This window comes from Segatella copri (assembly GCF_949820605.1).
Lineage (GTDB): Bacteria > Bacteroidota > Bacteroidia > Bacteroidales > Bacteroidaceae > Prevotella.
Genome location: NZ_CATKVU010000006.1, coordinates 1,027,959 through 1,052,657 on the forward strand (window position 1 = coordinate 1,027,959; position 24,699 = coordinate 1,052,657).

Below are 24,699 nucleotides of genomic sequence, written 5' to 3' on the forward strand. Positions count from 1 at the left end.
ATTTCGAGATTGATTTCTTATGCAAACATTAGAATTATTGGCGCCTGCCAAGAACTTGGAATGTGGTATTGCTGCCATTGATCATGGTGCAGATGCCGTATATATTGGTGCACCTCGTTTTGGTGCACGAGCAGCAGCAGGCAATTCGCTGGAAGATATCAGACAGTTGTGTGATTATGCTCATCAGTTTGGAGCAAAGGTTCATGTTACAGTGAATACTATCATCTATCAGGATGAGATGTTGGATACGCTTAATATGATCCAGCAACTTGATGAGATTGGTGTTGATGCACTTTTGCTGCAGGATATGGGTGTGCTTACTGAGGTGAGGGCGCAGAATTTGTGGAGTAGAGAATTGCATTCCAGTACCCAGTGTGATGTAAGAACTCCAGAAAAGGCGTATTGGCTTACCACGTTAGGTTTCAAACGTGTTGTTCTGGCTCGTGAGCTTTCGCTCGATGAAATCAAGGCGATCCATCAGGCGATTCCTGATAGAGAAATAGAGGTCTTTGTACATGGAGCGCTCTGCGTAAGCTATTCGGGTGTATGTTATGCTTCTGAGAAGTGTTTCGGGCGCTCTGCCAATCGTGGAGAATGTGCACAGTTCTGTCGTATGAAGTTTGATCTGCTTGATTCCAATGGTCAGGAGATAGAACATCAGCGTTATCTGCTGTCTCTCAAGGATCTTTGTCAGCTTGATCATCTTAAGGATCTTGCTGATGCTGGAGCTACTTCGTTCAAGATAGAAGGAAGATTAAAAGATATCAACTACGTCAAGAATGTGGTGGCTGCCTATAGCAGTCAACTCGATGCAATCGTAAAAGCTGAACCGCGTAAGTATCGCCGTGCATCGGTGGGACATGTTCAATATAATTTTACACCTAATCTGAAGAAGACTTTCAATCGTGGCTTTACCCATTATTTTCTGAATGGGCGACAGCCGGATATTGCTTCTTTCGATACGCCGAAAGCTATCGGCGAGTTTGTGGGCAAGGTTAAGGAAATACGTGGCAACATTTCTTTCAACGTAGCCACAGTAGCCAGCTTTAAAAATGGCGATGGACTGTGTTTTATCAATGATGACCGTGAGTTGGAAGGCTTTCGTGTGAACAGAGTAGAGGGTAATCGCCTCTATCCGTTTGGAATGCCTGAAAATCTGCGTCCGGGCATGGCTCTTTATCGTAATAACGATCGTGCTTTTGAGGCTTTGCTGGCTCGTAAGTCTGCTGAACGTAAAATCTATATTGTCATAGAAATGGAGCCTGTGATGGGTAATGAGTTCAGGGAAGAGCCACAGGGGGTAAAGGCTGTTGTCAACATCATGAAGACGAAAGAGGCTGATGGTGGCTTGATTTATCAGGTGGCTGAGGTGTTTAAAGAGTTGAAACTCGAAAAGGCGAAACGCCCGCAGGGCGAAAATATAAAGGCTCAGATGAGCAAACTGGGCGATACGATTTACGAAGCTTACCAGGTAGAACTTCTGAAGGGAATGGAGACATACTTCGTTCCGAACAGTATTCTCACTGCTATCCGGCGTGAATTGATAGATGAACTTACCAAGGCAAATCAGAAACAGCTTGATAAGTCGTTGTGGGGTGGATGGGATAGAACCCTGTTCAACAATGGTTTGAGATTCAGTCAGCCTGGTGAGCACCGACTTACGAAAGAGGAATTTACTTGGCAGCCGGAATACGGGAAATGGGGATATCTCTATAATATAGCCAACTATGATGCAAGAGATTTTTATCAGATTCATGGTCTGTCGCCAGTAGTTCCGGCATTTGAGTTGGGTAAGAATATTCCTTCTGCATGGGATGCTAAGACCCAGGAAGAATATGATGAGAATATAGAAAAAGACAAGGCAAACCGAAGTATGCAACCTAAGTATACCAACGAAAAGGGAGAGTCGCTCCTGATGCAGTGCCGCCATTGTATCCGCTATTCGTTGGGCTACTGTGTGAAGCGTGGAGGCAAGAAACCATCCTGGAGAGAGCCTCTCTTCCTGCAGTTGGGCGACGGTCGCCGCTTCCGTCTGGAGTTTGCGTGCAACGAATGTCAGATGAACTTATATAGTGAGAAATAAATGAAAAAGAAATGGACGATACAGATTCTTTGTATGCTGGGCATCCTCTTGATGTTCAGCAGTTGTTATCATCGCCGTGCTCATCACCAGATGCATGCAGCTATGGTAGAGTACAGCAATAAACAACTCGATTCCATTTCGTTTTCTACTACCCATCATTATACCAACAAATTCAATTTTCTGGTATTCAAGGATTCACTGGAATTGATAGCGCAACAGCCTGAAGAATTTTTGAGTAATTTGCCTATCGACTCCTTCGCCGTCCAAAAGAACTGCCTGCTGGTGGTTACGGATATCCGTATGGTTCCTCAGGATTCCATAGATTCAGTTTGGGTGCAGTTGGCAACAGAAGATAATCAGTTTGGTTGGACCCGTGAGTCCCGTCTGTTGCCGAAGGTTGTGCCCGATGATCCTATTTCAGAGTTCATTATGACCTTCAGCAATACTCACTTGCTCATCTTCATGGTTATCATTATTCTCATAGCCGTAGCCTATACAGTTCGTAAGATTTTCCATAGTAATGGTAAACTGGTTCATTTTAATGATATTGATTCACCATATCCTACAGCCTTGGTGCTTATTGTTTCGATATCAGCAACCTTCTATGCAACCATTCAGTTGTTTTTGCCAGAAGTATGGCGTCATTTCTATTTTCATCCTACGCTCAATCCTTTTGCCGTACCGCCTATATTGGGCTTTTTTCTGGCTACAGTCTGGGCGATACTGATAGTAGGATTGGCTTGTGTTGATGAGGTGAAACACCGTTTGCCGGCAGGTGATGCAGTTCTGTATCTGGGTGGTTTAGTGGGTGTTTGCGCCATTGATTACATCATTTTCAGTGTTACTACCTTATATTATATAGGTTATTTGTTGCTCGTAGCCTATATATGGTTTGCCATACGGGCTTATCTGTTTCCTCATAAATAAGGATAGGGGGTGCAGGAAAAAATATGTACCTTTGCACCTGTTATGAAAAGAATAGTATTTTATAGTAAAAAGTGCGTATGCATTGGTTTGGCAGCAGTAGCGTTGCAGGCTAATGCAGTGGATAATGAAAGGGCTACTTGCTCTGACCTGTCACTGGGTACGAGTGAAAAGCTTACGGCTGCTAACGGCTTGCTGGCTGATAGCAGCCGAGTTTATGACATTGATGAAGTTGTGGTTGTTTCGCAGCCTAAGGAGAATTTCCGTCTTCGTCAACAGCCTCTCAGCAGCACTTCCTTTGGTTCTTGTCAGATGCAGCGATTGGGTTCTCGCGATTTGCGTGAGCTTTCCTGCTATGTTCCTAACTTCGTAATGCCCAACTATGGCTCGCGTTTTACCAACGCCATGTATGTGCGCGGTATTGGAAGTCGTATCAACAGTCCGGCTGTAGGAATTTATCTTGACGGAATTCCGCTGTTGAGCAAGGCTGCTTTCAATCTTCACCATTATCAGACCAGCCGTATAGATATTCTCCGTGGCCCACAGGGAACACTCTATGGTCAGAATTCTGAAGGTGGTCTGGTGCGCATCTATTCACGCGATGCTTATGATAGCAAGGGCACCTACGTTAATCTGGGATTGGGCTCTCATTTCTACCGTAATGTAGAAGCGGCTCATTATATGAAGCTTTCACCTCGTATCGCATTAGGGGTAGCTGCTTTTTATGATGGACAGAAGGGATTCTTCCATCGTGCAGGAACCAGCGATTATGCCGACAATTATGATGAGGCTGGCGGTAAGTTTAATCTAAAGTTCCGTTTTGATAGAGGATGGAGCATGGATTTGCTAGCCAATTACCAATTTGTCTATCAGCATGCATTTCCTTATGGTCTGTTGGATTTAAACAGTGGCAAGGCTGCATTGCCAAATACTACATTCCCTGGGCTTTATCGCCGCAACATGCTGCTTTCGGGTGTCAATCTTCGTCATGAAGGAGCGAAATGGGATTTTGCTTCTGCTACCAGCTATCAGTTCCTGGATGATAATATGAAGATGGATCAGGATTATCTTCCTGAAGATTATTTGAGCTTGCAGCAAGACCAGTTGCAGAATTCTATCACTCAGGAGTTTACATTTAAGAGCCGTCAGCCTTTCTTCGGTTTCTGGCATCTTACACAGGGTGCATTCTTCTCCCATGTGTGGTTGAAGACAAATGGTCCTGTAAAATTCGGTTCAGCATTGACGAAGCCTATCAGTAACGTTATCCAGAGTCAGATGCAGCAGGCAATGCCTCCGGCAATGGCTAGCGGAGTTTCTGTCAATGTAGATATGGGAGCTCCGGGTTTGTTCCATACTCCTCAGAGCAATTTGGGTCTCTATCACGAGAGTACGTTTGATGTTTCTTCCCGTCTGAAAGCAACGCTTGGTTTGCGTTATGATTTCATGCATACAAGTATTCATTACGATACTTATGCTTATATGGCGATGACAGCTAAGGTAATGGGCAGGAAGGCTACTTATACTTTGCGTTCAATGCTCAACCGCAAAACGGGTGATGATTACAACCAGCTCTTGCCAAAATTTGGCTTAAGTTACCAGCTTGATGAGCAGGGTAGCAATGTTTATGCCACGGTGAGCAAGGGCTATCGTGCAGGCGGTTATAATATCCAGATGTTCAGTGACATCTTGCAGACCGAACTGAATGCTCACCGTCAGGATGCGATGCGAGGCGATTATGACGTTCCTCATACCGATAAAGATTATGATAGAGTGAACCAGACTATTGCCTTTAAGCCGGAAACCTCATGGAATTATGAGGTTGGAACGCATCTTAATCTTTTTGATCATCGTCTTCATTTCGATTTGAGTGCCTTCTATATGCAGGTTCGTAATCAGCAACTCTCTGTGATGGCAGGAACCTATGGCTTTGGCCGAATGATGGTTAATGCAGGTAAGAGTCACAGTTGTGGTATTGAAGCCGCGCTCAAGGGTCAGGCTTTCGACGGTGCTTTTGATTGGGGTGTAAACTATGGTTTTACACGCGCCGTATTTGATGAATATACTGATGGCGAGGGTGATAAGGCTGTGAATTATAAGGACAAGAAGGTTCCTTATGTTCCTCAGCATACGATAGCAGCCATGGCTGACTATCATTTAGGACAGTTTACCTTCGGATTGAACATGAATGCGCAGGGCAAGACTTACTGGGATAATGCCAATACCTACAGCCAGAAGATGTATTTCGTGATGGGTGCGCATTGTGATATTGATTTCAGCAAAATGAGCATCAGTATCTGGGGTAAGAATCTCACAGATACTAATTACAATACCTTTGCTGTTGATAATGCAGCAACAGGAAAGAAACTGTATTTTGCCCAGCGTGGCAATCCTTTCCAATGTGGTGTTGATCTGAAATTCCACTTTTAGGATTAAATAGAAAAGGAGTTCCGGCATTCTGAAATGCTAGAACTCCTTTTCTTTTTAATCTCATTTATTTTCTTCCTTTATTTTAATTCTCCATATCCTACCAGCCGGTCGGTGCGGTCGCTCTGAGCCCGATAGTAAACCAGTACATTGTATTTGTTCTGGGTCTGGTAGAAATTTCCTTCTGATGGGAGCAGCCTGATGCTTCCGTCCTCCATCTTCATGAGATACTGATAACTGTAATAACCTTGCTTCATGAAGAGACGTGCGTGATAGGTTTTCGTCATTTCATCATATTCCATCCGGTATTCTGGGAGGAAACGGTCGTAGGTCCAATCTGCGTTCAGATAAACATCGCCTGGCAGTTTTGGAGTTTTCAGGGTAAAGTGAATCTGTGCATATTCGCAGGTGTTGTTGTTTTCTACGTTGTCGCTGTTGCGGATATAAAACGAACCTTTGGCAGCTTCATCGTAAACGTAATTGGGGCGAGGGCTGTCAGTCATTACCTTTACCTGATAGTCGCTTCCATCCCAATCTATAGCGTCTATTCCCATGGTTGGATGGTCGGTGTCCAGAAACTCAAACTTTCTGTATTCATTGCCTGCATCGAAAATCAGAGCTCTTACATGCTGCCAACTCATTTTGCCCGCACTCAGGTAGTCGGGTTTAGGATTAATGACTGCATTGTCCCATCTTCCGTTCTGAAGCACTACGATGTTCAGCTGGTTGGGATGAGTGATTCTTAGCTGGCTGTGATCCAGTTCCATTTTCAGTTGCTGATGGTCCTTCTGGATATCTATATCTGTTGTAGAAGTAGCTTCTAACTTGAGTTTAACCAATGGCTGAGGCTCCGTAATCATCAAGCAGGCTGTAAACATTTTGCCTTCTTCCTCGTTTTCCGCATTGTCGTCATAAACCGTCAGTCTGTAGTTGCCGCTCATGGTAAGTTGGCAGTCGGCATTGGGAATTGTCAGATGATAATGAGTGTAAGGATGATTGGTGTTGATGGATTGCTCTACATCTTCAATAATCTGATTGCCGTTGAAGCCTCTCATATAGTCGCTTTCAAAGAGCGAAGAAGATACGTTCCAGTTTGCATCACAATGTTCAATCTTGTAGCTGTACCGATGATAATTGTGCGTCATGTCGTCAAAATCGATATGGATAGGTTCTCCACCCAGTGACGATACTGGGAGCGATAACCAGTTGGTTCCGCCTACAACCTGTAGGGTTCTGATGCGCTGGTTGAATATCTCGTGCTGCTGCGCCCAGGCAGGATAGGTAAACAGAAAGAGAAGGGAGATAACAGTGTATAATTGTTTCATATGGCTTCGTACGTATATATAAAAAAATAACTTGCAGTAGCCTTTTTGACAAAGAACTAAATGCAAGCTTAAACAATCTAAATTAATACATGAAAACACTTTTGTAGTCGATAGGGGAATCGAACCCCTATGCCAAGATTGAGAATCTTGTATCCTAACCATTAGATGAATCGACCATTCAAAAAATCTCTATTGGTCTCCCGACTTATAGAGACTTATAAATCTAATACCATGAAAAACACATGTAGTCGATAGGGGAATCGAACCCCTATGCCAAGATTGAGAATCTTGTATCCTAACCATTAGATGAATCGACCAACGGTACATTTTTCAGACGATAGCTTGCGGAAGGTGGGGGATTCGAACCCCCGGTACGGTAACCCGCACGGCAGTTTAGCAAACTGCTGGTTTCAGCCACTCACCCAACCTTCCAGTCGGATTCTTAACCGAATCAACCAAGCATCGTTCTTAAATGCGAGTGCAAAGGTACTACTTTTTTCTGATTCTACCAAATCTTTTTGCAACTTTTTTTCGATAAAAATGCATTTTCTTTGTAACTCCCACATTATCAGGGGTTGTTTTCTTTCAGTATGATGAGTGCTTTAATTCCTAAAACGAGCAGAGGCGGATTTCTTTCTCAGAAATCCGCCTCTTGTAAAAGAAAGGGTCGCTCGATGATGTGATGAAACTCCGAATGTATAAACATTTGAGAGTCCTCCGCCTTTGTAATCCACCGGCTTTTCAGCTTACCTGCCTGCTGCAGTTTATGTGGCCCGCCATGAGCAAGAGAATGTCCTCTCGGTTTCAATAGTGTAATTTGATGAGTATCCCGATCGAACCGAAACGACCCTTATTCCTTCTGGCACCCATGCATCATCACGATGCAACGGTGCAAACATCTTAGTCATTATTTGATAATGCAAAGATAATGCAATATTTTGAAACTACCAAATGTTTTAGCTGTTTTCTTCGAATATTTTTTCGAAATATTTTCTCAGTTCCGTTTTGTCCTCTATAATATTGCGAAGTTCGTTGAGCGCTTTCTCATTAGGTGAGTTGGGAATCCATAACCTGATGTATCCGTTTCGTGAATATTTTTCGTCCATGTGCTGGCTGAACCGCTCCCATTGCTGCTCCTTGTCATCATCTGGATTATTTTCTTTACCATACTGTATGGCGCGCAGAAAAATTTCGTGAACATCAATATCGCGATCGGCTTCTGCCACAATCTTGCCATAGATGCTGCGAGGCTGACGGCTGGATGAAGCCCGATGGTCCTCAACAGCTTCTTTCATGATTTTGATCTGTTCTTTATTGAACCAGCGCTTCAGTCTTGAATCTGCCTGCAGAATCTTACCGCTGGTAATATGGTGAATGGCACGCGGACCGCTCATCCCCAGGTCGTGGTAAGCGGCTATAACATACACCATATCGATGTCGGCTCCGGTTACCGGAACCAGTTTCAGAGAGTTTCTGATGACTCGGGTAACATGTCTGAGTCCATGACTTTCGCCAAAAGCATTATATTTGGGGAGAATCTGTTTCTCCACAAAGTCCATGATTTCGAGATTTACCTGTTGCTTCATAGATATTCCTCCACTTTATTTATATAATAAGGTACGCGCGTACATTATTATTAGTTTATTATTGTTCAATTCGCCATTCCGATGATGATCAGGGATGATACAATGCCGAAACAGAAGATGTTCAGAGCTGTTTTGCCTAGAATTCTGTTCAGTTCTCTGCCTTCGCCTATCTTTTTCATCTCCACATAGGTTCTGTTGTGCAGAACGATATAGAGTGCTGCGAACGGCAGGAAGATGCTGCTGGCTTCATGCTGAAATACTTCGTAGGTGGTTACACCTATTATGGTAATGATTCCCAAATTGCCCAATGCGCAGTATAACCGCTCGGCATTCTTCTTTCCTATGTGAACCACAAGGGTCTTCTTGCCGGCTCTCAGGTCGTTGTCATGATCGCGGTAATTGTTCAGAATGAGCAGCGTATCAACTACCAGTCCGCAGGCTACAGATACGAGAACCGCTTCCATGCTTACTCCCTGCATGGTTTTGGGCATTACGAGATAATAAGTGCAGCATACGGGTACAATGCCGAAGAAGAGCAGTACCAGAAGATCGCCCATGCCCAGATAGCTGAGACAGGTAGTATAGAGAAAACAGAAGACTATGCAACAGATGCCTACGATAACCATTTCCCAACCTCCGAAAAGAACCAGCGGAAGCCCTATGGCGCAGCCCAGAAGAGTAGTGAGGATGATTCCCCATTTCATGGCTCCCAAAGTTATCCAGCCTTCAGCGCAGGCACGTTTCGGTCCCAGCCGGGTTTCATCGTCATTACCATGTTTGAAGTCGAAATAATCATTCACCAGATTGCTGTCTATCTGCATCACCCATGCAAAGAGCAGGCAGAGTAGGGCTGGCAATGTCTGTATCTGCTGAGTGTCTTTATAAGCCAGCGCAATACCCAATAAAACAGGAACAGCCGCCGCCGTCAGAGTCTTCGGGCGAGCGGCTAGATACCATGCTTTTATAGAATTTGTTTCTATCATATTCTAAAAAGATTAAAATTGAATCTTCTGAAATTCTTAAGGAAAATCAGGAAGATTAATTGAAGAAGTTCCAACTTACTCCAATACGGAACACTCGCTCGTTCATAGGATAATGAGGAGCGAAGAAGTAGTTCTTGTCGCCCTGTCCTGCATTGATGTGGCTCATCATTACGAAGAAACGGGTGTGCTTGATGTGAACGTTGGCGTAAACATTGACGATAGGATAGTTGCCTATCTTTACGTTGTTCTCGCCATTGCCCTGTACCGTATACTGTCCCATATAAGGTGAATAGTCGGGAGCTTCATAGCTTGTAAAGTAGCGCATGTCAGCACCCAGATCTACGTTCAGCACCTTTACTATCTTGAACTTGATGTAGAGGTTGGTGTAGGCATTGAAGGCTGGTACTGGCAGTACACTCTCCTTGCTTGAGTGCTGATAGGTAAACTGGTTTTCCCAGTTCAGAATGCCTAGTCTGAAGTTCTGTTCCAATTGTGCTGTCAGCAGGTTGATTCCTCCGCTTTCCTGCATTGGTGTAACCATGACTCCTGTTCGCAACCCTTTTTCTGTAATGTCATAGCTCTGCGAGAAGTAGGTGTAGTTCTTGATTTCATCTACAGCCACTCTCAGCTTGGTGCGTGTCTTAGGGAAGGAGAGCGTACCCATGATGCGGGTATGGATGGTCTTGTCGAGATCATTCTCCCACCACAGATGGCGGGCGTGATAGTTGCGGTAATAGAACGATGGGGTTTCTCTATGGAAGAAAGCATCGCCTCTTACCTGAAGCGTGTCGCCCAGGAATGGGATGTTCACGTCTACATTACCATCTATGGCAAGGGTTCCGGCGTCAACACCCGTCAGTCCTATTTCTGCTACGGCATTGTAGTGGAGGGTCTTGCCTTCCTGCTTGCTCAGCTGTCCGCCTACGCTCAGCACATGCTCGTTGTATTTTTCTAAACCGCCTTCCCTGGTTGGCAGTTCGTAGTGTCGGAGGTCGTAGCTGGCGAAAGCCTTCAGTCCTGCCTTTGCCCATTTGTTGAAACCTTCAAGCATGGCGATGGCGAAGGTATTCTTCATGTGCCAGTGCTTGGTCTGGTCGTAGATGGAGTCGCCGGTCAGCCTGCCTGCATCGTAATATTCATTCAGATAATAGTCGGCTGGGGTCTGATAAGCTTCGTAAATACGGCGATAGTTGTCAAACTTTACCGTATGGATGAAACTCGTTACCGGAACATATTCGCTCTTGTAGAAAAGCGAGTCTTCGGCATTTTTCTTCTGGACGGCAAGCAGACTGTCGGCAGCAGCTTTTCCGTTTACTGCGATTCGGGTACTGTCGTTCCTGATGTCCTTTGTGGCTGAGTCTTTAGCCGGTTCATCGCCTGCAATCTTGGCTCCGTCAGGACGGCCGCTGAATTTAGCTCCCTGCTGTTTGTCGTAGGCTTTCTCATCAAATTTCTTGCCTTGTTCCTTGGCTTTCTTTCTGGCTTCTTCCTTCGCTTCCTCTTCAGTATTTTCCTTTTTCGAAGCCATGGCAAATTTCTTTGCCTTGATTTCTTCTTCGGTCATCTTTACCTTTCGGCTGAAACCTACGTTGTAGCGGTGGGTAAAGAAGATGTGCTGGTTGTCCAGTCGGTTCCAGTTCTGTTCCAGAACGGTAGGAATTTCATTGGTGGCAAACGATTCGGTATAGATTTCCGGATGTTTGATGTAATCATCGTTGGTAATACCGCCGTTCTCGGTCATCTTCTCATGATTGGTACTGAAGAGGAAGTGTGCCTGATAGCGGTCGCCCAGGTAAGATGCCCACATGGTGTATTTAAAGTGGCTGGTACTCTGGGCATTATAATATCCTCTGCCATACTTGTAGTCGAATCTGAAACCGGCGCCTAGCCTTTTGTTTGCATTCACGGCAAACATGGCCTTGAAGTCGTCTTCTCCCGTCACCTTGTCGCCACAGCTGTTCAGCGTTATGTTCGTGATGGGTGAGTAGGTGTTAGTGAAGTGGAAGTCGCTTACCGGATTTACGATATAATCGTAGGGCTCTGTAAAGATGAAGTTGCCCTGCGTGTTGCGGCGGTCGATGAAGATTCGGTTCAGTCGGGCAGTACCCATGTTTCCGAGAGTATTGTATTCGCCTCTCAGTCCTTCCGTGAAGGTTGTGTTCATATACATGTGCTGCAAGGTGTCTACTACCGCAGCCTTTGTGTCGCCGAAGCGTTCGTCTACGGTCCATACTCTGATGCCTTTCGGAATCTCCTTGTCTGAGCCTAGTGAATCGGTGTTCACCTTGCGGTTGGTTTGAGGACGGAACTGCGAATCTTCGTTATAGTTAAAATCATTTTGTGCCGCAACCGGGATGGTTGCAGCACAAAATAGGAGTGATGAGAATATAATTTTCTTCTTCTTCATTATTTCTTAAATAGTCGGATACATACTTCGGCAATCTTGAGCACTACACCCACGATGAGTACGATGTAGGCGACATTGCGGCTTTCTTCCAGCTGGGTCCAGAGTATTACCCCTACGATGGCGAGCAGCATGAAGGCGATGTTGAGATAGTTGCGCACCTTCAGCATGTTGTTCTGGTCGCTGTAGGCCAATGGGCGAAGCCGGTGGTGCTGAGGTCTTACGGCGTAGCTGGTAGGCTGCTTCTGCTCAGTCTGTTCTGCGCCCTGCTCAGCTGTAGGCTGGACTGTAGCGTTTGCAGGCTGCTGTGCCTCGTTCTGTTGTATCTTATTGTCTGTATTCTGATTATTCATTTTTCTTCAACTTATTGTTTTACTAATGCAGCTAACTCTGCGAATATCTGGTCCTTGCGGTCGATGGTGCATCTACGGAACTTTCCGAAGATCTTAGCCAGGTCGTTCTGCTTCTTGTTGAGCGCAATCTTGTCACTGATTACCTCTTCTGCAGGTTCCTTGAAACCGGTGCTTCTTCCTTCCTCGTAGTTGTAGATGATGCGGCCGAGCGAGAGATTCAGATGATTGTCTGAAATCCTGGCTACCAGCTGGTATTTGAATTCCGTGCGGTCGAGCGAGATGAATGACTGGCTGAAAACGAGCCATTCGTCCATCGTGTTGGCGATGACGTGTTCAGCATCGTTTACCAGTGCTACCCGGCTTGCTATGTTCTGCTCGTTCTGTGTCAGTTCACTCATGTATTTTAATACGATGTCGTAAATCTGCTTGGCAGTTTTTCCGTTAGCATCCGTATCGAGTGTGAATTCTATCTTGTTTTCATCATTATATGTGATAGCGCCTGCCAGATATTTCATGTCCACTTTGGCTATTGTGCCATTTGCCAGCTTGTTGGCAGGCTTGGCAGCCTCCTTTGGCTTAGCGGCTACGGCAACAGGAATCGCCCATCCCGTGGTTGATGTGGTTGGCTCCTTTACAACAACTGGTTCTGGCTCAGTAGCATTGCCCTTCTTTGCTTCAGCCGTTTTTGCTTCAGCTTCAGCCTTGGCGCTTGCAGCGTTGATGCTGTCGGCCTGAGCCTTCAGTTTGGCAGCCTGTGCTTTTATCTTAGCCACTTCCAGTGCCTTCTTGGCAGCTTCCAGCTGTTTCTGTGCCTGTTCCAGCTGCTGCTCTTCAGTCAGCACGGTTTGGGCCTGTGCAGTCATCAGCGGGAGGAGCATAAATATGGGGATGATGATTTTTTTCATGTCGAGTTGTTTTTATGAAACTATAAAATGACGGTTCCTGATTGCGGAACTTAGCGGAAGATGAGGGATTCAAACCCCCGATACCCGGAAGAGGGTATACCGGATTTCGAGTCCAGCGCATTCGGTCACTCTGCCAATCTTCCTTTTTATTTTATCAGATGCAAAAGTAATACATTTTTTGCATCTGACAAAATATTGCGGTTATTTTTTAACTATATTAACCCCGCTTTATAGAATTTTATACTATAGTTTTTACTGTTGCTGCAGGAATCTGTCGGCTTCGATGGCTGCCTTGGCTCCCGAGCCTGCGGCAACAACACCCTGGCGGTAGATTGGGTCGGCCACATCGCCTGCTGCGAAAACACCCGGAATGTTGGTGGTGGCAGTACCTGGCACTACTTTGATGAAGCCCTGCTCGTCGAGATCTATCTGCCCCTTGAAGAGGTCGGTGTTAGGCTTATGTCCGATAGCCAGGAAGAATCCGTCGATGCTGATGTCAAACTTCTCTTCATTGGCTTCGCCCTTGTGGCGCACGAGATGAGCACCTTCTACACCGTTCTTGCCGAAGAGCCCCAGCGTATTGGTTTCGAACAGAATCTCGATGTTCTCCTTGTTCTTTACACGTTGCTGCATGATTTCTGAAGCACGGAGATAAGGCTTGCGTACAATCATGTAAACCTTCTTGGCAAGTCCGGATAGATACATGGCCTCTTCGCAGGCAGTATCGCCACCGCCCACTACGGCTACGGTGCGCTTGCGGTAGAAGAATCCGTCACAGGTAGCGCAGGCTGAAACGCCCTGTCCGCGATATTTCTCTTCATCGGCAAGACCCAGATATTTGGCAGATGCTCCTGTGGCAATGATCACGGTTTCTGCCTCAATCTCGTTGTCGCGCTCATCGGTAAGATGAAATGGGCGTGAGCTGAAATCTGCCTTCACGATGCTTCCGTCTCTCATTTCAGCTCCGAATCGGGCTGCCTGTTCCTTCATGTCCATCATCATCTGCGTTCCGTCTACGCCGTTAGGATAGCCCGGAAAGTTTTCTACCTCTGTGGTGATGGTGAGCTGTCCGCCCGGCTGCATACCTGAATAGAGTACTGGCTGCAGGTTGGCTCTGCCGGCATAAATGGCAGCAGTATATCCCGCAGGACCGCTACCTATAATTAATGTCTTTATCTTTTCCATTTTTTATCTTATAGTTATATTTTTGTTTCCGATAGCTCGAAATGAGCCATTTTTCTCTGCAAAGGTACATCAAAACAATGAGAAATCAAAATAAAAATACATTATTTTTCTTTTCTTGCATAAATTATTGCTTTCGTTTGAAGAATTATTGTTATCTTTGCACCCGATAATAAGATGCTCCGGAAAGAACATCAATTAGAAGAAACGAAAAATATTTACTTGATATATGAATCAGATTAAGAAGATTGTACTGACGGGTGGACCTTGTGCGGGCAAGACTACCGCTATGGTTAAGGTGATTGAACATTTCTCCAGTCTCGGCTATAAGGTCTTTACCATTCCCGAGGTTCCAACCATGTTCACCCAGGCGGGCATGAATTATCTCACCTCCAACAAGGATTTTTTCTTCGAGGGCGAGAAGGCTACTTTTCAGACTCAGATCAACCTGGAAGACAGTTTCCTGCGCATGGCTGAAACATTGCAGCAGCCGGTCATCATCGTCTGCGATCGTGGTACGATGGATATTTCTACCTATCTCACTCCCGATTTCTGGCACCGCATCATCTCTGAAGAGGGCTATACAGATGCCCAGCTTCGCGACCGCTATGATGCTGTGCTGCATCTGGTGAGTGCTGCTGATGGTGCCGAGCAGTTTTATACTACAGCCAACAATGCGCAGCGCCTGGAGAAGGCCGATGAAGAAGGACTGAAGATTGCGCGAGAGTTGGACAAGAAGATTGTTTCTGCATGGAAGGGGCATCCTCATCTCAGGGTAATCAATAACCACGAAGATTTCAACAACAAGCTGAACCGTGTGCTCAAGGAGATAAGCAATGTGCTTGCCATTCCGCAGCCGATAGAGGAGGAGCGAAAATATATCGTGAAGCTGACGGGCGAGGTTCCTAATGCGATAGACAGCGATATTGTTCAGACTTATCTTACGGGTGAGCCGGGCAGCGAGATTCGTCTTCGCCGTCGCGGTTTCGAGGGAGGCAAGTATGTGTATGTTCACACCACCAAGAAGCGTATTTCAGACAATGAGCAGATTGAGACTGAGCGACAGATCAATGCCAATCTTTACGAGAGTATGCTTCAGCAGGCTGACCCTTACCGCCAGCGCATTCATAAGCATCGCAAGAGTTTTATCTGGAAGGGCCAGTATTTCGAGCTCGACGAGTTTCTTGAGCCGGTTTCCGACCTGATGATTCTTGAAACCCGCGGCATTTCAGCCAACGAGAGCGTGAAGTTTCCTCCTTTCATTCAGGTGCTGGAGGATATTACGGGCAACAGCAAATATTATAATTATAACATAGCGCTGAAGCGGTAAATCAGCCGAAAATGTAAAAAGTTACGGAGATAATTCATATTCTCCGTAACTTTTTACATAAACCACTCACTTTTGGTGTTATTGAGTTTCATCATTATTATTCGGCTTTGTTTGTGCCATAATACAGAATCTCTCATATCTCTTTCTCCCAGTCCATAATCACATGAACCACCTATCCAAACGTAATATGTAGAAGTATCTTGTGTCATAATTATTTTATCTTCAATGTCCGCAGATATTCCTTCTGCTCGGGCGTGATTCTGTAGCTCTCGATGGCCTTCTGGATGGTCTTGTTGTGCGTCCAGGAAGCAAGGCGGTTTTGTTCGATGTAGGGAATCGCCTGGTTCCATTGCTTGGCAAGAGCGGTGGCGAAGAACCAGGCTACCATCATCTTTACGTAATACTCTTCGCTCCTTACTGATGCAGGAATTTCAAGATATTCAGCCTTGAAGTCTTTGTCCAGATAATGAGACATAAGTATCTCTATTCCAAAGCGACAGGTATAAACGTGTGACGATTTGCTCCAAGTCTTGATCTTTGCCAACAGTTCCTTCTTGTGTTTGGCAAACACCTTCGGAGACATGATGTCGCAAACTGCCCAGTTGTCCACGAAAGGCAGGAAGGTGTCTGTAAGACGAATGCATTCCCCGTAGTCCTTTACCTCGGAAATGAGGAGACCGTGAAGCATGTTCTCATCGTAGTATTTATGAGGAAGCTGATGCAGGAATTCCTCGCTTTCTGCCTCCTTTGTAAACTCTTTTGCGAACTTGCGGAGCACAGGCACACGAATGCCTATGAAACTCTCCACAGGCACTCCCGGTGTCAGTTTAGCCTGGAAAGCAGCATACTGCTTATCCTGCATGGCGAACAGTCTTTCTTGAAGTGAAGTCATTTTTATCCTATTAATTTAATGATCTGTTTATCTGAAGCATCAGGCAGGATTTCTTTCAGATGTTCGAAAATCCTCTGATAAGATTCTAGGGGAGTTCGGTTGCATTGGCAAGCCTCCCTGCCATAGAGATCTTCGGGAGTATTGAGCAGCGACCAACCCCAACCATATTCATGATTGTGTTTGTCGCGAGGGTAGATGAAATCCTCGGTCACGATGTAAGTTGCCATTTCCAGTCGGGTGAGATAACCGTCAAACTTGCTTCTCATTCCCTTGCCCGTGAAACCGCAGGCTGCCCGAAGTTCTCTCGTGATGAGACTGCCAGTAGATTGAAGCGTGCAGAGAATGGCTCCTTCTATCGATTCTTCATCCGGACGGGGGTATTTGCTTCTTCTGTAGTTGCAGAAGTCCGGCCACCATTCCTGGCTGATGAATCCTGCTTTCTTGTTAAAGAACTTTCCGTACATACACGGCATTTCCTGCACAATCTCGCCCTTCCATTTCCAAAGCGGCCAGTCCCAACCGCCTTCAGGAAGTCTTACGTAACCGCAATCCTCCGCCACGATGTCTTCGGCAGAGAATCCTTCAATGCCACTATCGAGGAGAGGGAGGAAGCCGATCTTCTGAATCAGCTCCATCATGCCTGTTGCTGAATATATTTCTGGAAAATTCATGTTTATTTATTTTTATCTTTTGTAATTAAACACTTTAACCATATCCTTGTCGCCACCCACAAGCTGGCTGCATCTGTTCAGCATTCCGGTGTCAGAGAAACCGCATTTGTTACCTATATGTTCTAAATCCATTATCATGGTGCAAAAATAGTAAGATTTGGAATAGAAAACGAACTTTTATTTGCTTTTCTGTTCTATTTTTGGCTATTATTTCAAAGCCTTGCCGTCAGAGAATGCGTTACCGACTTTCTCGCCCAACTGGATATAGCTATGATGAATAGGGTCGAAGACAATCAGCTCCATTTTCTCCATGTTTGGATTTCCGTCTTCTGCCAGATACTTCTCATCCACAAGAATATTGACGATTTCGGCAACGAGATAATAACCGGTTTCGCTTTCGTCGTATTTCTCCTTGATGCGGCACTCCAGGGTCATCGGGAAATCGGTGAACACAGGAGCGTTAACCATTGTCGCCTTCTCGATATTCCATCCCGTCTTCTCCATTTTCTTCGGGTCGTTCTTGGCTGAAACAATGCCCACGAAATCAGAAGCCACCATGGTTTTCTTGGTAGCGAAGGAAACGGTAAACTCACCGCCAAGCTTCAGGTTGTCTGTGGTGACGTGATTTCCCATCGAGATCATAATTTCCTTCATGTCCCACTGTCCTGCCCAGGCAGCATTCATGGCGTTGGCAACTCCTTCCTTATTATATGTGCCGATAATCAGCACAGGTTGTGGTGCAAACCACGGCTTTGGTGCAAAACTTTTCATATACTTCGTTCTTTATATTGTTATCTTTATGTGTAAATACGCCATCAGCGCAATTTGTATCACTTTAAAATCCCAACTCCACATCCTTACCGAATGGTGCGAGCGAAAGCGCGGCCATCTTGAAATGCTGTTTTCCCCAAGGAATGCCGACAATGGTTATACATAAGAGAAAGCCGAAGAACAGATGCATGAGGCAAGCCCACAATCCTCCGAAAATCAGCCAGAGTAAATTCAACGGGATGCGAATGCAACCTGTAGGACTATTCGATTCTCTTACCGTAGAGCCAAAAGGCCATAGGCAGAGCAGACCAATCTTGAATGTCTGTATTGCAAACGGAATGCCGATGATAGTACATGCAAGAGCCAGACTTCCGGTGAAATAACCGATGGCAGCTTCGAGACCTCCGAAGAGCCACCAAAGTAAGTTTCCTATTATGCGCATAAGATTATTCTTTTCATCTTTTATATCAAGAATGGATCAAGCGTAGCCAGAAGTTCGGCTTTATCTACCACACCGCTTGTGCGCCATAATACTTCTCCGTTTCGGAAGAGCATCAGCGTAGGCACGGATTGGATGCGGTATTGGCTTGCTGTTACGCCGTACTTATCTACATCCACCTTGATGATTCGGATGCGGTCGCCCAATACACTCTTCACCTGCTCCAGAATGGGGTGCATCGCCTTGCAAGGTTGGCACCAGGTAGCAAAGAAATCGACCAGAACAAGCTGGCCACTGTTTATTACATTATTAAATGTCTCCATAATTATCTGTCTATTTCCGTGAAACGATTAAAAGTTCTGCCGTCCCTCGTAACTTTCCCGAAGAACATATCTTCCGGTCTTACCCAATAGGCTTGGTCTCCATAGAGAGCCTGATAAACCACCATGCGCTCCTGAGTCTCGGAGTCGAAGGCAGAATGGATGAACTTATATTTGCCGCCCTTAAAGTGCTGGAAATATCTTTCTTCCTTTGCTGAAAACTCCATCAGCATTTTCTGGGCAAGGGGAGCGTACCAGGTCTTCACCTCCTGCTCTGTAGGCGTATGACCGCCAGGGAAATGGAAGGCTTGGTTGTAATGCTGCAGGAAAAGAGGGGAGAAGTGAGCCAGGGTGTCCTGCTCACCAAAAAGTCCCCACACACGATTCTTATAATAGGGGTTGCAATGGTCGAACTGCACGGCTTCCAGTTCCGCAAACTCCTCAATCAGCGCCTCGTCAATCACCAGCCGCTGATTTCCGTCCCTTCTCGGTGCCTTGTATTCATGCTCGCCGATTCGCTCCTTCAGAAACTCCGTCATCATGAAATACGGATTGCCGAGCAGGGCAGGAATGCCCACCACCGGAGCCAGCATCTGGGCGAGGAAAGAGCCGCAGCTGTTGCCCAGAAGCAAGTCGGGCTGCTCCCGGTCGATGATGGAGCGAATCTCCTTCAGTGCCTCCTTTGGGTGCAATGGCAAGTCGGGAGTCAGCACCACCGCCGTTCCCTCAAACGCCTCTTTCAAGGCTCTCGCCATCGGACAGCTGCCCGTGGCGAAGAATCCGTGTAGGAATAATAGCTTCTTCATGCTCTAATCATTTGATAATTATGCGCCTGTAATCTAGGAGGATAAGCCATGCTCAACTCCCATATTAGCGCAATATATCTGCAAAAATACAAAAAAATATTCAGAAAGTTGATTATATGGATGGATTTTGTTGGCAGGGCGAACTTGATTTAACCTTATTTTATAAGATAGAGGGATGTTGAGGGATATTTTTGAAACCGGAAATCCTTAATGACCTTAATGACCGGAATCTTTGGGGTTTGAAAATGATAATGACCCTTAATGACTTTGACCCTTCATGACCGGAATTCTCGGTAGAACGAAAAAGACCGCTCTCCCCATATTGAGGTGAGCGGTCGATTTATTTATGGATGAGTCTGCTTATTATAATAAGGTGGACTCCATGTTCTTTATCCCATGCAGCTCGTTACTCCGAGCGTAGTAGCGATAGCGGTCAGAATGCTGATGGCTATCTGAAGAATTGTTTTCCAAGTGTTCGCTTTCATTTTTTTGAATGTTGAGTGTTGAATGTTGAATTTTTTGTGGGACGGATAGGCTGGGCTAGGGGCTAGCATCCTAGCCAGTCTATCCTTGGGCTATTCAAGGCCGTCGCCAGTATCGTCCTTGCCGGTAGTACCGCCGCCTGATTCAGAGCCTTGGCCTTCGCTGCCGGTCTGACCGGTGCTTGAACCACCTGGGGTAGAACCGCCTGACGTATTATCCGGAGTCATTGGCGCGTTGAGGTCAACGTTGGTCTTACCCTCCTTAATAGCCTTGATAACGGCTGCCTGAGCACTGCGGCTGGCTACGAGGTTGAACTCGGCGTCATCGCGAAGGTTCTTGAACTCCTGATCTGGCTCCCACTGAACCTTCACACCGGTGATGTTCTGAGCGGTGAACTTGTCAGCATCCTCAGCACCCTTCGAGGTGAGAAGGAGAGAGAAATCACCGAGATCGCCCAGACGGATTTTCTTGCCCTCAAGCAACATCTCACGCATGCAGTCTACGGCAATGTAGAGGATGGCGCTGATGTCGGCTCTTGAATAAACACTGCCATGAGAGGTGATGTGCTTGGCAAACTTCTCGATAGTCATGATGTCGGTGTACTGTGAGATAGCAAAAGCATTCTGCTTCTCGGTCTTCACGAGTTCCAGGTCCTTTGGGTCAGGGGTCTTACCCTCCTTCTTCGCCTGGTTGATGCGTGACTTAGCCTGGTTGATTTCCAGAAGATTTGCGTTCACGCTACGCATTACGATGCTGTAATTAATCATAGTCGTTTGTAGTATGTTTAGAGTCCTTTGTTTTGCAACTCCCCAGAACGCCCCGTTCCTGCCGTTTTCGGGGTCTTCATTGATGACCGGCGCCTGCCATCATTTATGACCCGTCTAGGTCTTAATAGAAGACCCGATCAAGGCACAAAAGGCTGTTCTTTCGATTGCCGGTGCAAAGATACAACATTTTCGGGCAGAATGCAAGCTTTCCCCCTGACTTTCTTTGCAGGAAATGACGTAAGTAGCTGATAAATAATACTTTCTATCGTTTTCTATCAGAACTTTATTGCAGAAACATAGCAAAAAGGGAAATACGCATTGAAGGTAGCCGAAGAAACGTGAAAAAGCGGTCATTAAGGTCAAGGTCATTAAGGTCATTAAGCACTTTTCGCTCGCTCTCTTTTCTTATAATATAATATTAAATTTTTAATATTATATTATATATATATTCCGTTCCCCCGAAACCCTTAATGACCTTAATGACCATGACCTTAATGACCGGAAGAGAGAAATATTATTTAGTGTTAAAATCTGAAATTTATGCATTTCTTTCATAAATATTTTGTACCTTTGAAGTCTAGTCTGTACCATCTGTTATCCTGTAGTTATTGAAGAATAGGCAACATTCCTGAATACTATTGCAAGATAAATCTTGGCATCAGTAAAAATAAATGAGAGTTAAACAATAAGATTATTTTACAAAAATTAACAAGCTTATGCCTATTTTTAATTTTTACCGCTTTGAAAATAAGCAAGTAGATAATGGACCTAGCTTTTTTGCTGCAGAAGAGGCAGCAGAGGCTAGATTTAATCAGGGGAAATACCAATCTCCCAGAGAATGTTTTGGAAGTTTCTTTACTTCCAAGCAACGCCATCAGCTATCTATCATGAAATCACATGGTAGTGCTGGAGCATATAATCATGAATTATACAACTGCGATGTTGTTGTTTCTGCATGCCTAGATGTAATATTGCTGGAACTGGAGAGTAATGGTACGAAGACAACGATTGAAAACAAGAAGAGAATCAAACATCCCAATCATCCATACTGTCGTGTAATAATCGACAACAGAGAGGGTTATCAGATTATAGCCATCGAGAAAAACGCAGCTTTTTCGGGAGATACAGACAAGGCTGCCTTAGTTTTGCAGAAAGGCTTTAATCAGAAACTTTCTGTATATGGCAGGGAGATTGTCATTCAGCCTCTACATAAGAAAACTACAGATTTCTGGCCAGTGGTATGGGACATCCGCAAAAAGTTCAATGACCGTGTACGCTTTATAAAACTCGACTTTTGTGGAGAAGGAGAGAATAAGAGTGCCGATGGTCTGATGGCATTGATTACCCAACTTGCCAGAAAGGGAGACTGTGCAGCTCTTTTAGAATTGTCACGCAAGCCCGGTTCTCCAGAAATTAATTTACAAGAACTGCATGATGATCTGACCAATATTGCTGCAATCTGTCTTAATGAAGGCATTTTTGACCTTACCGTCCACTTTGCCCATTTTGGCTGCTATCGCTATGGTGCTGATATCATGGCGCAATTCGGCATCGAAGAAGAGGCTATCAGCTCCTTTGGTGTTGAACTGTTAAGTTGTTTTGATGGCAATAGTCCGACCTTTGCGCTGATACAATGGATGGATAAAATGAACGAAATACTGAAAGATTATGCCAATACTGGAATACTTCAAAAAGGACGTAAGAAGGGCCCTAGAAGAAAAGCTTGCTGACGATAGCATGTTCCGCTCCATTCGCGGTACATGCCTGAGAGTAATGAACGATGCTAAAGAAATCAAGTTGCATCCCACAGAACTATACTATCTTGCTTTCTGCGTTATCGATAGCATGAAAGGTCAGAGTACCAGCCAAGCAGAATTCTATTCTAAGGACGAGGCATGGTATGAATATGATGAAGTTCTGCGGGATATCTATGGCGGAGATTCGGATCACGAGAGACATTCTGCACTTGCTCTGATTATTCAGACATGTGCAGAATGGTTGCTGCGAAGTCGCGACATGAGCAGGCTGGGGATAGTTTCTAATCTGAAATTGCAGATTGCCTATCATATTAGTGAAGAATTCTCACGGCGACTGGATGAGGAGTTCAGGCGCGGTTTTTGCTGTGTTGATGAGGAAGAATTTGCTGGGCTTGTGTACGATTATCTGCAGGGTGAGCGCCTTATCTCCGAAGAAATTGATTCTCTGCTTGATTCAATGGACGGAGATGCTGACATGGAAAATCCTTCTGTCGCACCAAGCTCAATCCGTATTGCTCCAAGAAAGAAAACCTCTGTGCTGACTGTCCTCAATGCCATGTATAAAGCTGGATGGTTTACGAATGTTGATGGCAGCCCTTTGAAGAATCGTGATGAGGCATTGAATGATATTCTGAGAAATGCTTTCGGTACAGATAAGGATACTGCCATCAGTCAAACCCTGAATCCTTCTAACGGTACAGTAAAATATAAATTCAAACCGCTCATGGAAAAGCTACTCGATGGAAAGGAAATTGAGCTGTTTATCCATGATTTGACCCAGGAATTGATGGAAAATCATCAATAATTTTTTATTTAGTAAAGCATTTGCCTTACTTTAGTAAAGCAAGCGTTAAGAAGAAAACAAGTAAATTTGCCCCCGAAATCAGTTGCAAGCTGGTTTCGGGGGCTTTTTCATTTTTATATGTTCAGCCCATTTTGTTTAACCTGAGCGGAGGCGGGGAACCTCACAACGTGATTGAAGATGGCCATCGGGAATCCACGGCTTCTCTCGCAAACCGATCAGGAATCATGGCAGAAAAAAAACATCAGCTTACGGCTCTGGGCATTGCCTATGAAGCCGTCATCAAGCTGGGCTATACGCACAGCAAACTGGCAAGGCTCGACAGCAGCATCAACTATCCTACGCTGAGGAATATCAGAGACGGGAAGGAGATGAAGAAAGCTACGGAGCGGTTCTATCTGAAACTTTTCTTCGACCTTATTAATAAGGAATATGAACGGCGAATGGCCTGTGGGGGCGACGGAGCCGTCAGCCTGCTTATCGTGATGAAAAACATCCTTGAAGCAGAGCTGAAATAAAAAGTGGTGAAAAGATGAGGGGACATTCTTTCACCAACTATTCCGCCGCATCGAAAGTGTTGCTATCTTTGCACCAGCTTTAGCAAGGTTGGGCGGATTAAAGAAAACCTTAAAGGAAGGTTAGACCTTGCGGTTTATAGATTATGAACGGAATGTTTATGAGAGTGGTGCAGCAGGGCGAGGCGTTCGCTGTACAGAGTCAGAAAAGTGAGAACGGACAGATGATGAAATGCAACATCGTTCTCCAGGAGATGGGCGGCAAGTATGAGAACCAGTATGCTGCGGCAATGCTGGGCAATATGGCCCAGTGTAAGTATGCTCCGGGCGAGCTGGTGGCTGTTACGCTCCGCTTTACTACCCATGAGCACAATGGTCAGGTTTATCAGGATATTCTGGTTACGGACATTGAAAAGGTAAAAGGGTAAAAAGTAAAAAGAACCTTAACCCTTTGCAACCACGTTACCATAAAGGGTAAAAAGTAAAACTGAGTTGAAACAGAGGAGGATTTTCCATGGTAAAGCGCGCAACAATCCGGATGTTTCTTCTCCTAAAATTCAATTCAGATTATGAAAAAAGCAAACAAAAAGCAGGTGAATAACCAGCAGGTGAATAATAACGGCTGCCAGCATGTACAGCTCGGTGGTGTGGCTTACTATGATGATAAGCAGTATTTCCTTTTCAGTCCTGATTCTGTAAATCAGGGTGTTGTAGAAGCTTTTCGCCGTCATGGCGTGGCTCAGCAAATGCAAGACGGAACATTTGATTTCGTAGCAGTTTCTAAGCCGAAAAGCCAGTCGGAACTGATTAAGAAACTGGCGCATGGTCGGTTGAGCAAGACCAAGGATGGGGCTATTCAGCTCACGCTGAAGGTGTTCTGCAATGAGGGACTCAACATCGCCCAAACGCTAGCTGTTGAGTCAGCAGAAGGGGCTGATGCTTTAGTGGATTATCAATTAAAACGATAAGTAATAAGA

Annotated in this window: 24 protein-coding genes and 4 tRNA genes; 9 read left to right on the forward strand and 19 right to left on the reverse strand. The window is 45.3% G+C overall.

The features are described 5' to 3' along the window. Window positions 1–19 precede the first annotated feature (19 nt). Genes RCO84_RS05305 through RCO84_RS05315 form a run of 3 tightly spaced genes read left to right on the forward strand, consistent with a single transcriptional unit; the run spans window position 20 to window position 5,434 of the window. Window positions 20–2,083: a peptidase U32 family protein gene (locus RCO84_RS05305; protein WP_317584222.1), complete on the forward strand. Its 2,064-nt coding sequence runs from the start codon at window positions 20–22 to the stop codon at window positions 2,081–2,083. Then, window positions 2,084–3,010, forward strand: a complete 927-nt coding sequence (locus tag RCO84_RS05310) for a zinc ribbon domain-containing protein (protein WP_144153122.1) — start codon at window positions 2,084–2,086, stop codon at window positions 3,008–3,010. Window positions 3,011–3,052: 42 nt separating this feature from the next. Then, window positions 3,053–5,434 carry a TonB-dependent receptor gene (locus RCO84_RS05315; protein WP_317584223.1) on the forward strand — a complete coding sequence of 794 codons (2,382 nt, stop codon included), beginning with the start codon at window positions 3,053–3,055 and terminating at the stop codon, window positions 5,432–5,434. 77 nt (window positions 5,435–5,511) lie between these two features. On the opposite strand, the gene RCO84_RS05320 is transcribed toward RCO84_RS05315, so the two are convergent. From RCO84_RS05320 to trxB, 11 genes are all read right to left on the reverse strand, one after another. Then, entirely contained in the window at window positions 5,512–6,756 is a 1,245-nt protein-coding gene (locus RCO84_RS05320) for a type IX secretion system plug protein (RefSeq protein WP_317573904.1), read from the reverse strand. Window positions 6,757–6,860: 104 nt separating this feature from the next. After that, a tRNA-Glu gene (locus RCO84_RS05325) sits at window positions 6,861–6,932 on the reverse strand. 69 nt (window positions 6,933–7,001) lie between these two features. After that, a tRNA-Glu gene (locus RCO84_RS05330) sits at window positions 7,002–7,073 on the reverse strand. A gap of 28 nt (window positions 7,074–7,101) precedes the next feature. After that, window positions 7,102–7,188: transfer RNA gene (locus RCO84_RS05335), tRNA-Ser, on the reverse strand. Between the two features lie 524 nt (window positions 7,189–7,712). After that, the gene (locus tag RCO84_RS05340; RefSeq protein ID WP_144153128.1) at window positions 7,713–8,342 is read right to left on the reverse strand and encodes an HD domain-containing protein; all 630 of its coding nucleotides are present in this window, start codon (window positions 8,340–8,342) and stop codon (window positions 7,713–7,715) included. A gap of 65 nt (window positions 8,343–8,407) precedes the next feature. Continuing rightward, entirely contained in the window at window positions 8,408–9,325 is a 918-nt protein-coding gene (menA, locus tag RCO84_RS05345) for a 1,4-dihydroxy-2-naphthoate octaprenyltransferase (RefSeq protein WP_317584226.1), read from the reverse strand. A 55-nt stretch (window positions 9,326–9,380) separates the two neighbouring features. Continuing rightward, entirely contained in the window at window positions 9,381–11,732 is a 2,352-nt protein-coding gene (locus tag RCO84_RS05350) for a putative porin (RefSeq protein ID WP_317584228.1), read from the reverse strand. Then, window positions 11,732–12,082: a mechanosensitive ion channel protein MscS gene (locus tag RCO84_RS05355; RefSeq protein WP_317584230.1), complete on the reverse strand. Its 351-nt coding sequence runs from the start codon at window positions 12,080–12,082 to the stop codon at window positions 11,732–11,734. The genes RCO84_RS05350 and RCO84_RS05355 overlap by 1 nt, the downstream gene beginning before the upstream one ends. An 11-nt stretch (window positions 12,083–12,093) precedes the next feature. Then, on the reverse strand, window positions 12,094–12,987 hold the full coding sequence (locus tag RCO84_RS05360) for a DUF4468 domain-containing protein (protein WP_317584232.1): 894 nt from the start codon (window positions 12,985–12,987) through the stop codon (window positions 12,094–12,096). Between the two features lie 54 nt (window positions 12,988–13,041). Beyond that, a tRNA-Ser gene (locus RCO84_RS05365) sits at window positions 13,042–13,130 on the reverse strand. Between the two features lie 109 nt (window positions 13,131–13,239). Continuing rightward, window positions 13,240–14,172 carry a thioredoxin-disulfide reductase gene (gene trxB / locus RCO84_RS05370; RefSeq protein ID WP_264899802.1) on the reverse strand — a complete coding sequence of 311 codons (933 nt, stop codon included), beginning with the start codon at window positions 14,170–14,172 and terminating at the stop codon, window positions 13,240–13,242. 226 nt (window positions 14,173–14,398) lie between these two features. Here trxB and RCO84_RS05375 point away from each other — a divergent pair, with 226 nt between their 5' ends. Beyond that, the gene (locus tag RCO84_RS05375; RefSeq protein WP_006846703.1) at window positions 14,399–15,499 is read left to right on the forward strand and encodes an AAA family ATPase; all 1,101 of its coding nucleotides are present in this window, start codon (window positions 14,399–14,401) and stop codon (window positions 15,497–15,499) included. Between the two features lie 211 nt (window positions 15,500–15,710). On the opposite strand, the gene RCO84_RS05380 is transcribed toward RCO84_RS05375, so the two are convergent. The 8 genes from RCO84_RS05380 to RCO84_RS05415 form a co-directional block, all read right to left on the reverse strand. Further along, entirely contained in the window at window positions 15,711–16,391 is a 681-nt protein-coding gene (locus RCO84_RS05380) for a DNA alkylation repair protein (protein ID WP_317584234.1), read from the reverse strand. Between the two features lie 2 nt (window positions 16,392–16,393). Then, the gene (locus tag RCO84_RS05385; RefSeq protein ID WP_317584235.1) at window positions 16,394–17,062 is read right to left on the reverse strand and encodes an AlkZ-related protein; all 669 of its coding nucleotides are present in this window, start codon (window positions 17,060–17,062) and stop codon (window positions 16,394–16,396) included. Window positions 17,063–17,269: 207 nt separating this feature from the next. Further along, window positions 17,270–17,833: a flavin reductase family protein gene (locus RCO84_RS05390; protein ID WP_317584236.1), complete on the reverse strand. Its 564-nt coding sequence runs from the start codon at window positions 17,831–17,833 to the stop codon at window positions 17,270–17,272. 64 nt (window positions 17,834–17,897) lie between these two features. Next, complete coding sequence (locus RCO84_RS05395; RefSeq protein WP_287854487.1) at window positions 17,898–18,275, reverse strand: YccF domain-containing protein; 378 nt, start codon at window positions 18,273–18,275, stop codon at window positions 17,898–17,900. A 20-nt stretch (window positions 18,276–18,295) separates the two neighbouring features. Further along, window positions 18,296–18,595, reverse strand: a complete 300-nt coding sequence (gene trxA, locus RCO84_RS05400) for a thioredoxin (protein WP_022121765.1) — start codon at window positions 18,593–18,595, stop codon at window positions 18,296–18,298. A gap of 2 nt (window positions 18,596–18,597) precedes the next feature. After that, complete coding sequence (locus RCO84_RS05405) at window positions 18,598–19,398, reverse strand: YqiA/YcfP family alpha/beta fold hydrolase (RefSeq protein WP_317584239.1); 801 nt, start codon at window positions 19,396–19,398, stop codon at window positions 18,598–18,600. Window positions 19,399–19,787: 389 nt separating this feature from the next. Continuing rightward, entirely contained in the window at window positions 19,788–19,883 is a 96-nt protein-coding gene (locus RCO84_RS05410) for a smalltalk protein (protein ID WP_153072405.1), read from the reverse strand. 90 nt (window positions 19,884–19,973) lie between these two features. Beyond that, window positions 19,974–20,648 carry an HU family DNA-binding protein gene (locus tag RCO84_RS05415; protein WP_317584241.1) on the reverse strand — a complete coding sequence of 225 codons (675 nt, stop codon included), beginning with the start codon at window positions 20,646–20,648 and terminating at the stop codon, window positions 19,974–19,976. Between the two features lie 716 nt (window positions 20,649–21,364). Between RCO84_RS05415 and RCO84_RS05420 the strand changes: the two genes are divergently transcribed. The 5 genes from RCO84_RS05420 to RCO84_RS05440 all read left to right on the forward strand — a co-directional run bounded on the left by RCO84_RS05420 (window position 21,365) and on the right by RCO84_RS05440 (window position 24,690). Continuing rightward, the gene (locus RCO84_RS05420) at window positions 21,365–22,378 is read left to right on the forward strand and encodes a hypothetical protein (RefSeq protein ID WP_317584243.1); all 1,014 of its coding nucleotides are present in this window, start codon (window positions 21,365–21,367) and stop codon (window positions 22,376–22,378) included. Continuing rightward, a complete protein-coding gene (locus RCO84_RS05425) occupies window positions 22,317–23,210 on the forward strand; it encodes a hypothetical protein (RefSeq protein ID WP_317584244.1) in 894 nt (297 codons plus the stop codon). Before RCO84_RS05420 ends, RCO84_RS05425 begins: the two co-directional genes overlap by 62 nt. 224 nt (window positions 23,211–23,434) lie before the next feature. Continuing rightward, window positions 23,435–23,725 carry a hypothetical protein gene (locus RCO84_RS05430; protein WP_118066981.1) on the forward strand — a complete coding sequence of 97 codons (291 nt, stop codon included), beginning with the start codon at window positions 23,435–23,437 and terminating at the stop codon, window positions 23,723–23,725. 143 nt (window positions 23,726–23,868) lie between these two features. After that, the gene (locus RCO84_RS05435; protein WP_264948447.1) at window positions 23,869–24,150 is read left to right on the forward strand and encodes a DUF3127 domain-containing protein; all 282 of its coding nucleotides are present in this window, start codon (window positions 23,869–23,871) and stop codon (window positions 24,148–24,150) included. A 141-nt stretch (window positions 24,151–24,291) separates the two neighbouring features. Continuing rightward, window positions 24,292–24,690, forward strand: a complete 399-nt coding sequence (locus tag RCO84_RS05440; protein WP_317584246.1) for a hypothetical protein — start codon at window positions 24,292–24,294, stop codon at window positions 24,688–24,690. Window positions 24,691–24,699 lie beyond the last annotated feature (9 nt).

Coding starts and splice junctions, on each gene's coding strand:
- RCO84_RS05305 (WP_317584222.1), top strand. CDS start 20: ATGCAAACATTAGAATTATTGGCGCCTGCCAAGAACTTGGAATGTGGT.
- RCO84_RS05310 (WP_144153122.1), top strand. CDS start 2,084: ATGAAAAAGAAATGGACGATACAGATTCTTTGTATGCTGGGCATCCTC.
- RCO84_RS05315 (WP_317584223.1), top strand. CDS start 3,053: ATGAAAAGAATAGTATTTTATAGTAAAAAGTGCGTATGCATTGGTTTG.
- RCO84_RS05320 (WP_317573904.1), bottom strand. CDS start 6,756: ATGAAACAATTATACACTGTTATCTCCCTTCTCTTTCTGTTTACCTAT.
- RCO84_RS05340 (WP_144153128.1), bottom strand. CDS start 8,342: ATGAAGCAACAGGTAAATCTCGAAATCATGGACTTTGTGGAGAAACAG.
- menA (WP_317584226.1), bottom strand. CDS start 9,325: ATGATAGAAACAAATTCTATAAAAGCATGGTATCTAGCCGCTCGCCCG.
- RCO84_RS05350 (WP_317584228.1), bottom strand. CDS start 11,732: ATGAAGAAGAAGAAAATTATATTCTCATCACTCCTATTTTGTGCTGCA.
- RCO84_RS05355 (WP_317584230.1), bottom strand. CDS start 12,082: ATGAATAATCAGAATACAGACAATAAGATACAACAGAACGAGGCACAG.
- RCO84_RS05360 (WP_317584232.1), bottom strand. CDS start 12,987: ATGAAAAAAATCATCATCCCCATATTTATGCTCCTCCCGCTGATGACT.
- trxB (WP_264899802.1), bottom strand. CDS start 14,172: ATGGAAAAGATAAAGACATTAATTATAGGTAGCGGTCCTGCGGGATAT.
- RCO84_RS05375 (WP_006846703.1), top strand. CDS start 14,399: ATGAATCAGATTAAGAAGATTGTACTGACGGGTGGACCTTGTGCGGGC.
- RCO84_RS05380 (WP_317584234.1), bottom strand. CDS start 16,391: ATGACTTCACTTCAAGAAAGACTGTTCGCCATGCAGGATAAGCAGTAT.
- RCO84_RS05385 (WP_317584235.1), bottom strand. CDS start 17,062: ATGAATTTTCCAGAAATATATTCAGCAACAGGCATGATGGAGCTGATT.
- RCO84_RS05390 (WP_317584236.1), bottom strand. CDS start 17,833: ATGAAAAGTTTTGCACCAAAGCCGTGGTTTGCACCACAACCTGTGCTG.
- RCO84_RS05395 (WP_287854487.1), bottom strand. CDS start 18,275: ATGCGCATAATAGGAAACTTACTTTGGTGGCTCTTCGGAGGTCTCGAA.
- trxA (WP_022121765.1), bottom strand. CDS start 18,595: ATGGAGACATTTAATAATGTAATAAACAGTGGCCAGCTTGTTCTGGTC.
- RCO84_RS05405 (WP_317584239.1), bottom strand. CDS start 19,398: ATGAAGAAGCTATTATTCCTACACGGATTCTTCGCCACGGGCAGCTGT.
- RCO84_RS05410 (WP_153072405.1), bottom strand. CDS start 19,883: ATGAAAGCGAACACTTGGAAAACAATTCTTCAGATAGCCATCAGCATT.
- RCO84_RS05415 (WP_317584241.1), bottom strand. CDS start 20,648: ATGATTAATTACAGCATCGTAATGCGTAGCGTGAACGCAAATCTTCTG.
- RCO84_RS05420 (WP_317584243.1), top strand. CDS start 21,365: ATGCCTATTTTTAATTTTTACCGCTTTGAAAATAAGCAAGTAGATAAT.
- RCO84_RS05425 (WP_317584244.1), top strand. CDS start 22,317: ATGCCAATACTGGAATACTTCAAAAAGGACGTAAGAAGGGCCCTAGAA.
- RCO84_RS05430 (WP_118066981.1), top strand. CDS start 23,435: ATGGCAGAAAAAAAACATCAGCTTACGGCTCTGGGCATTGCCTATGAA.
- RCO84_RS05435 (WP_264948447.1), top strand. CDS start 23,869: ATGAACGGAATGTTTATGAGAGTGGTGCAGCAGGGCGAGGCGTTCGCT.
- RCO84_RS05440 (WP_317584246.1), top strand. CDS start 24,292: ATGAAAAAAGCAAACAAAAAGCAGGTGAATAACCAGCAGGTGAATAAT.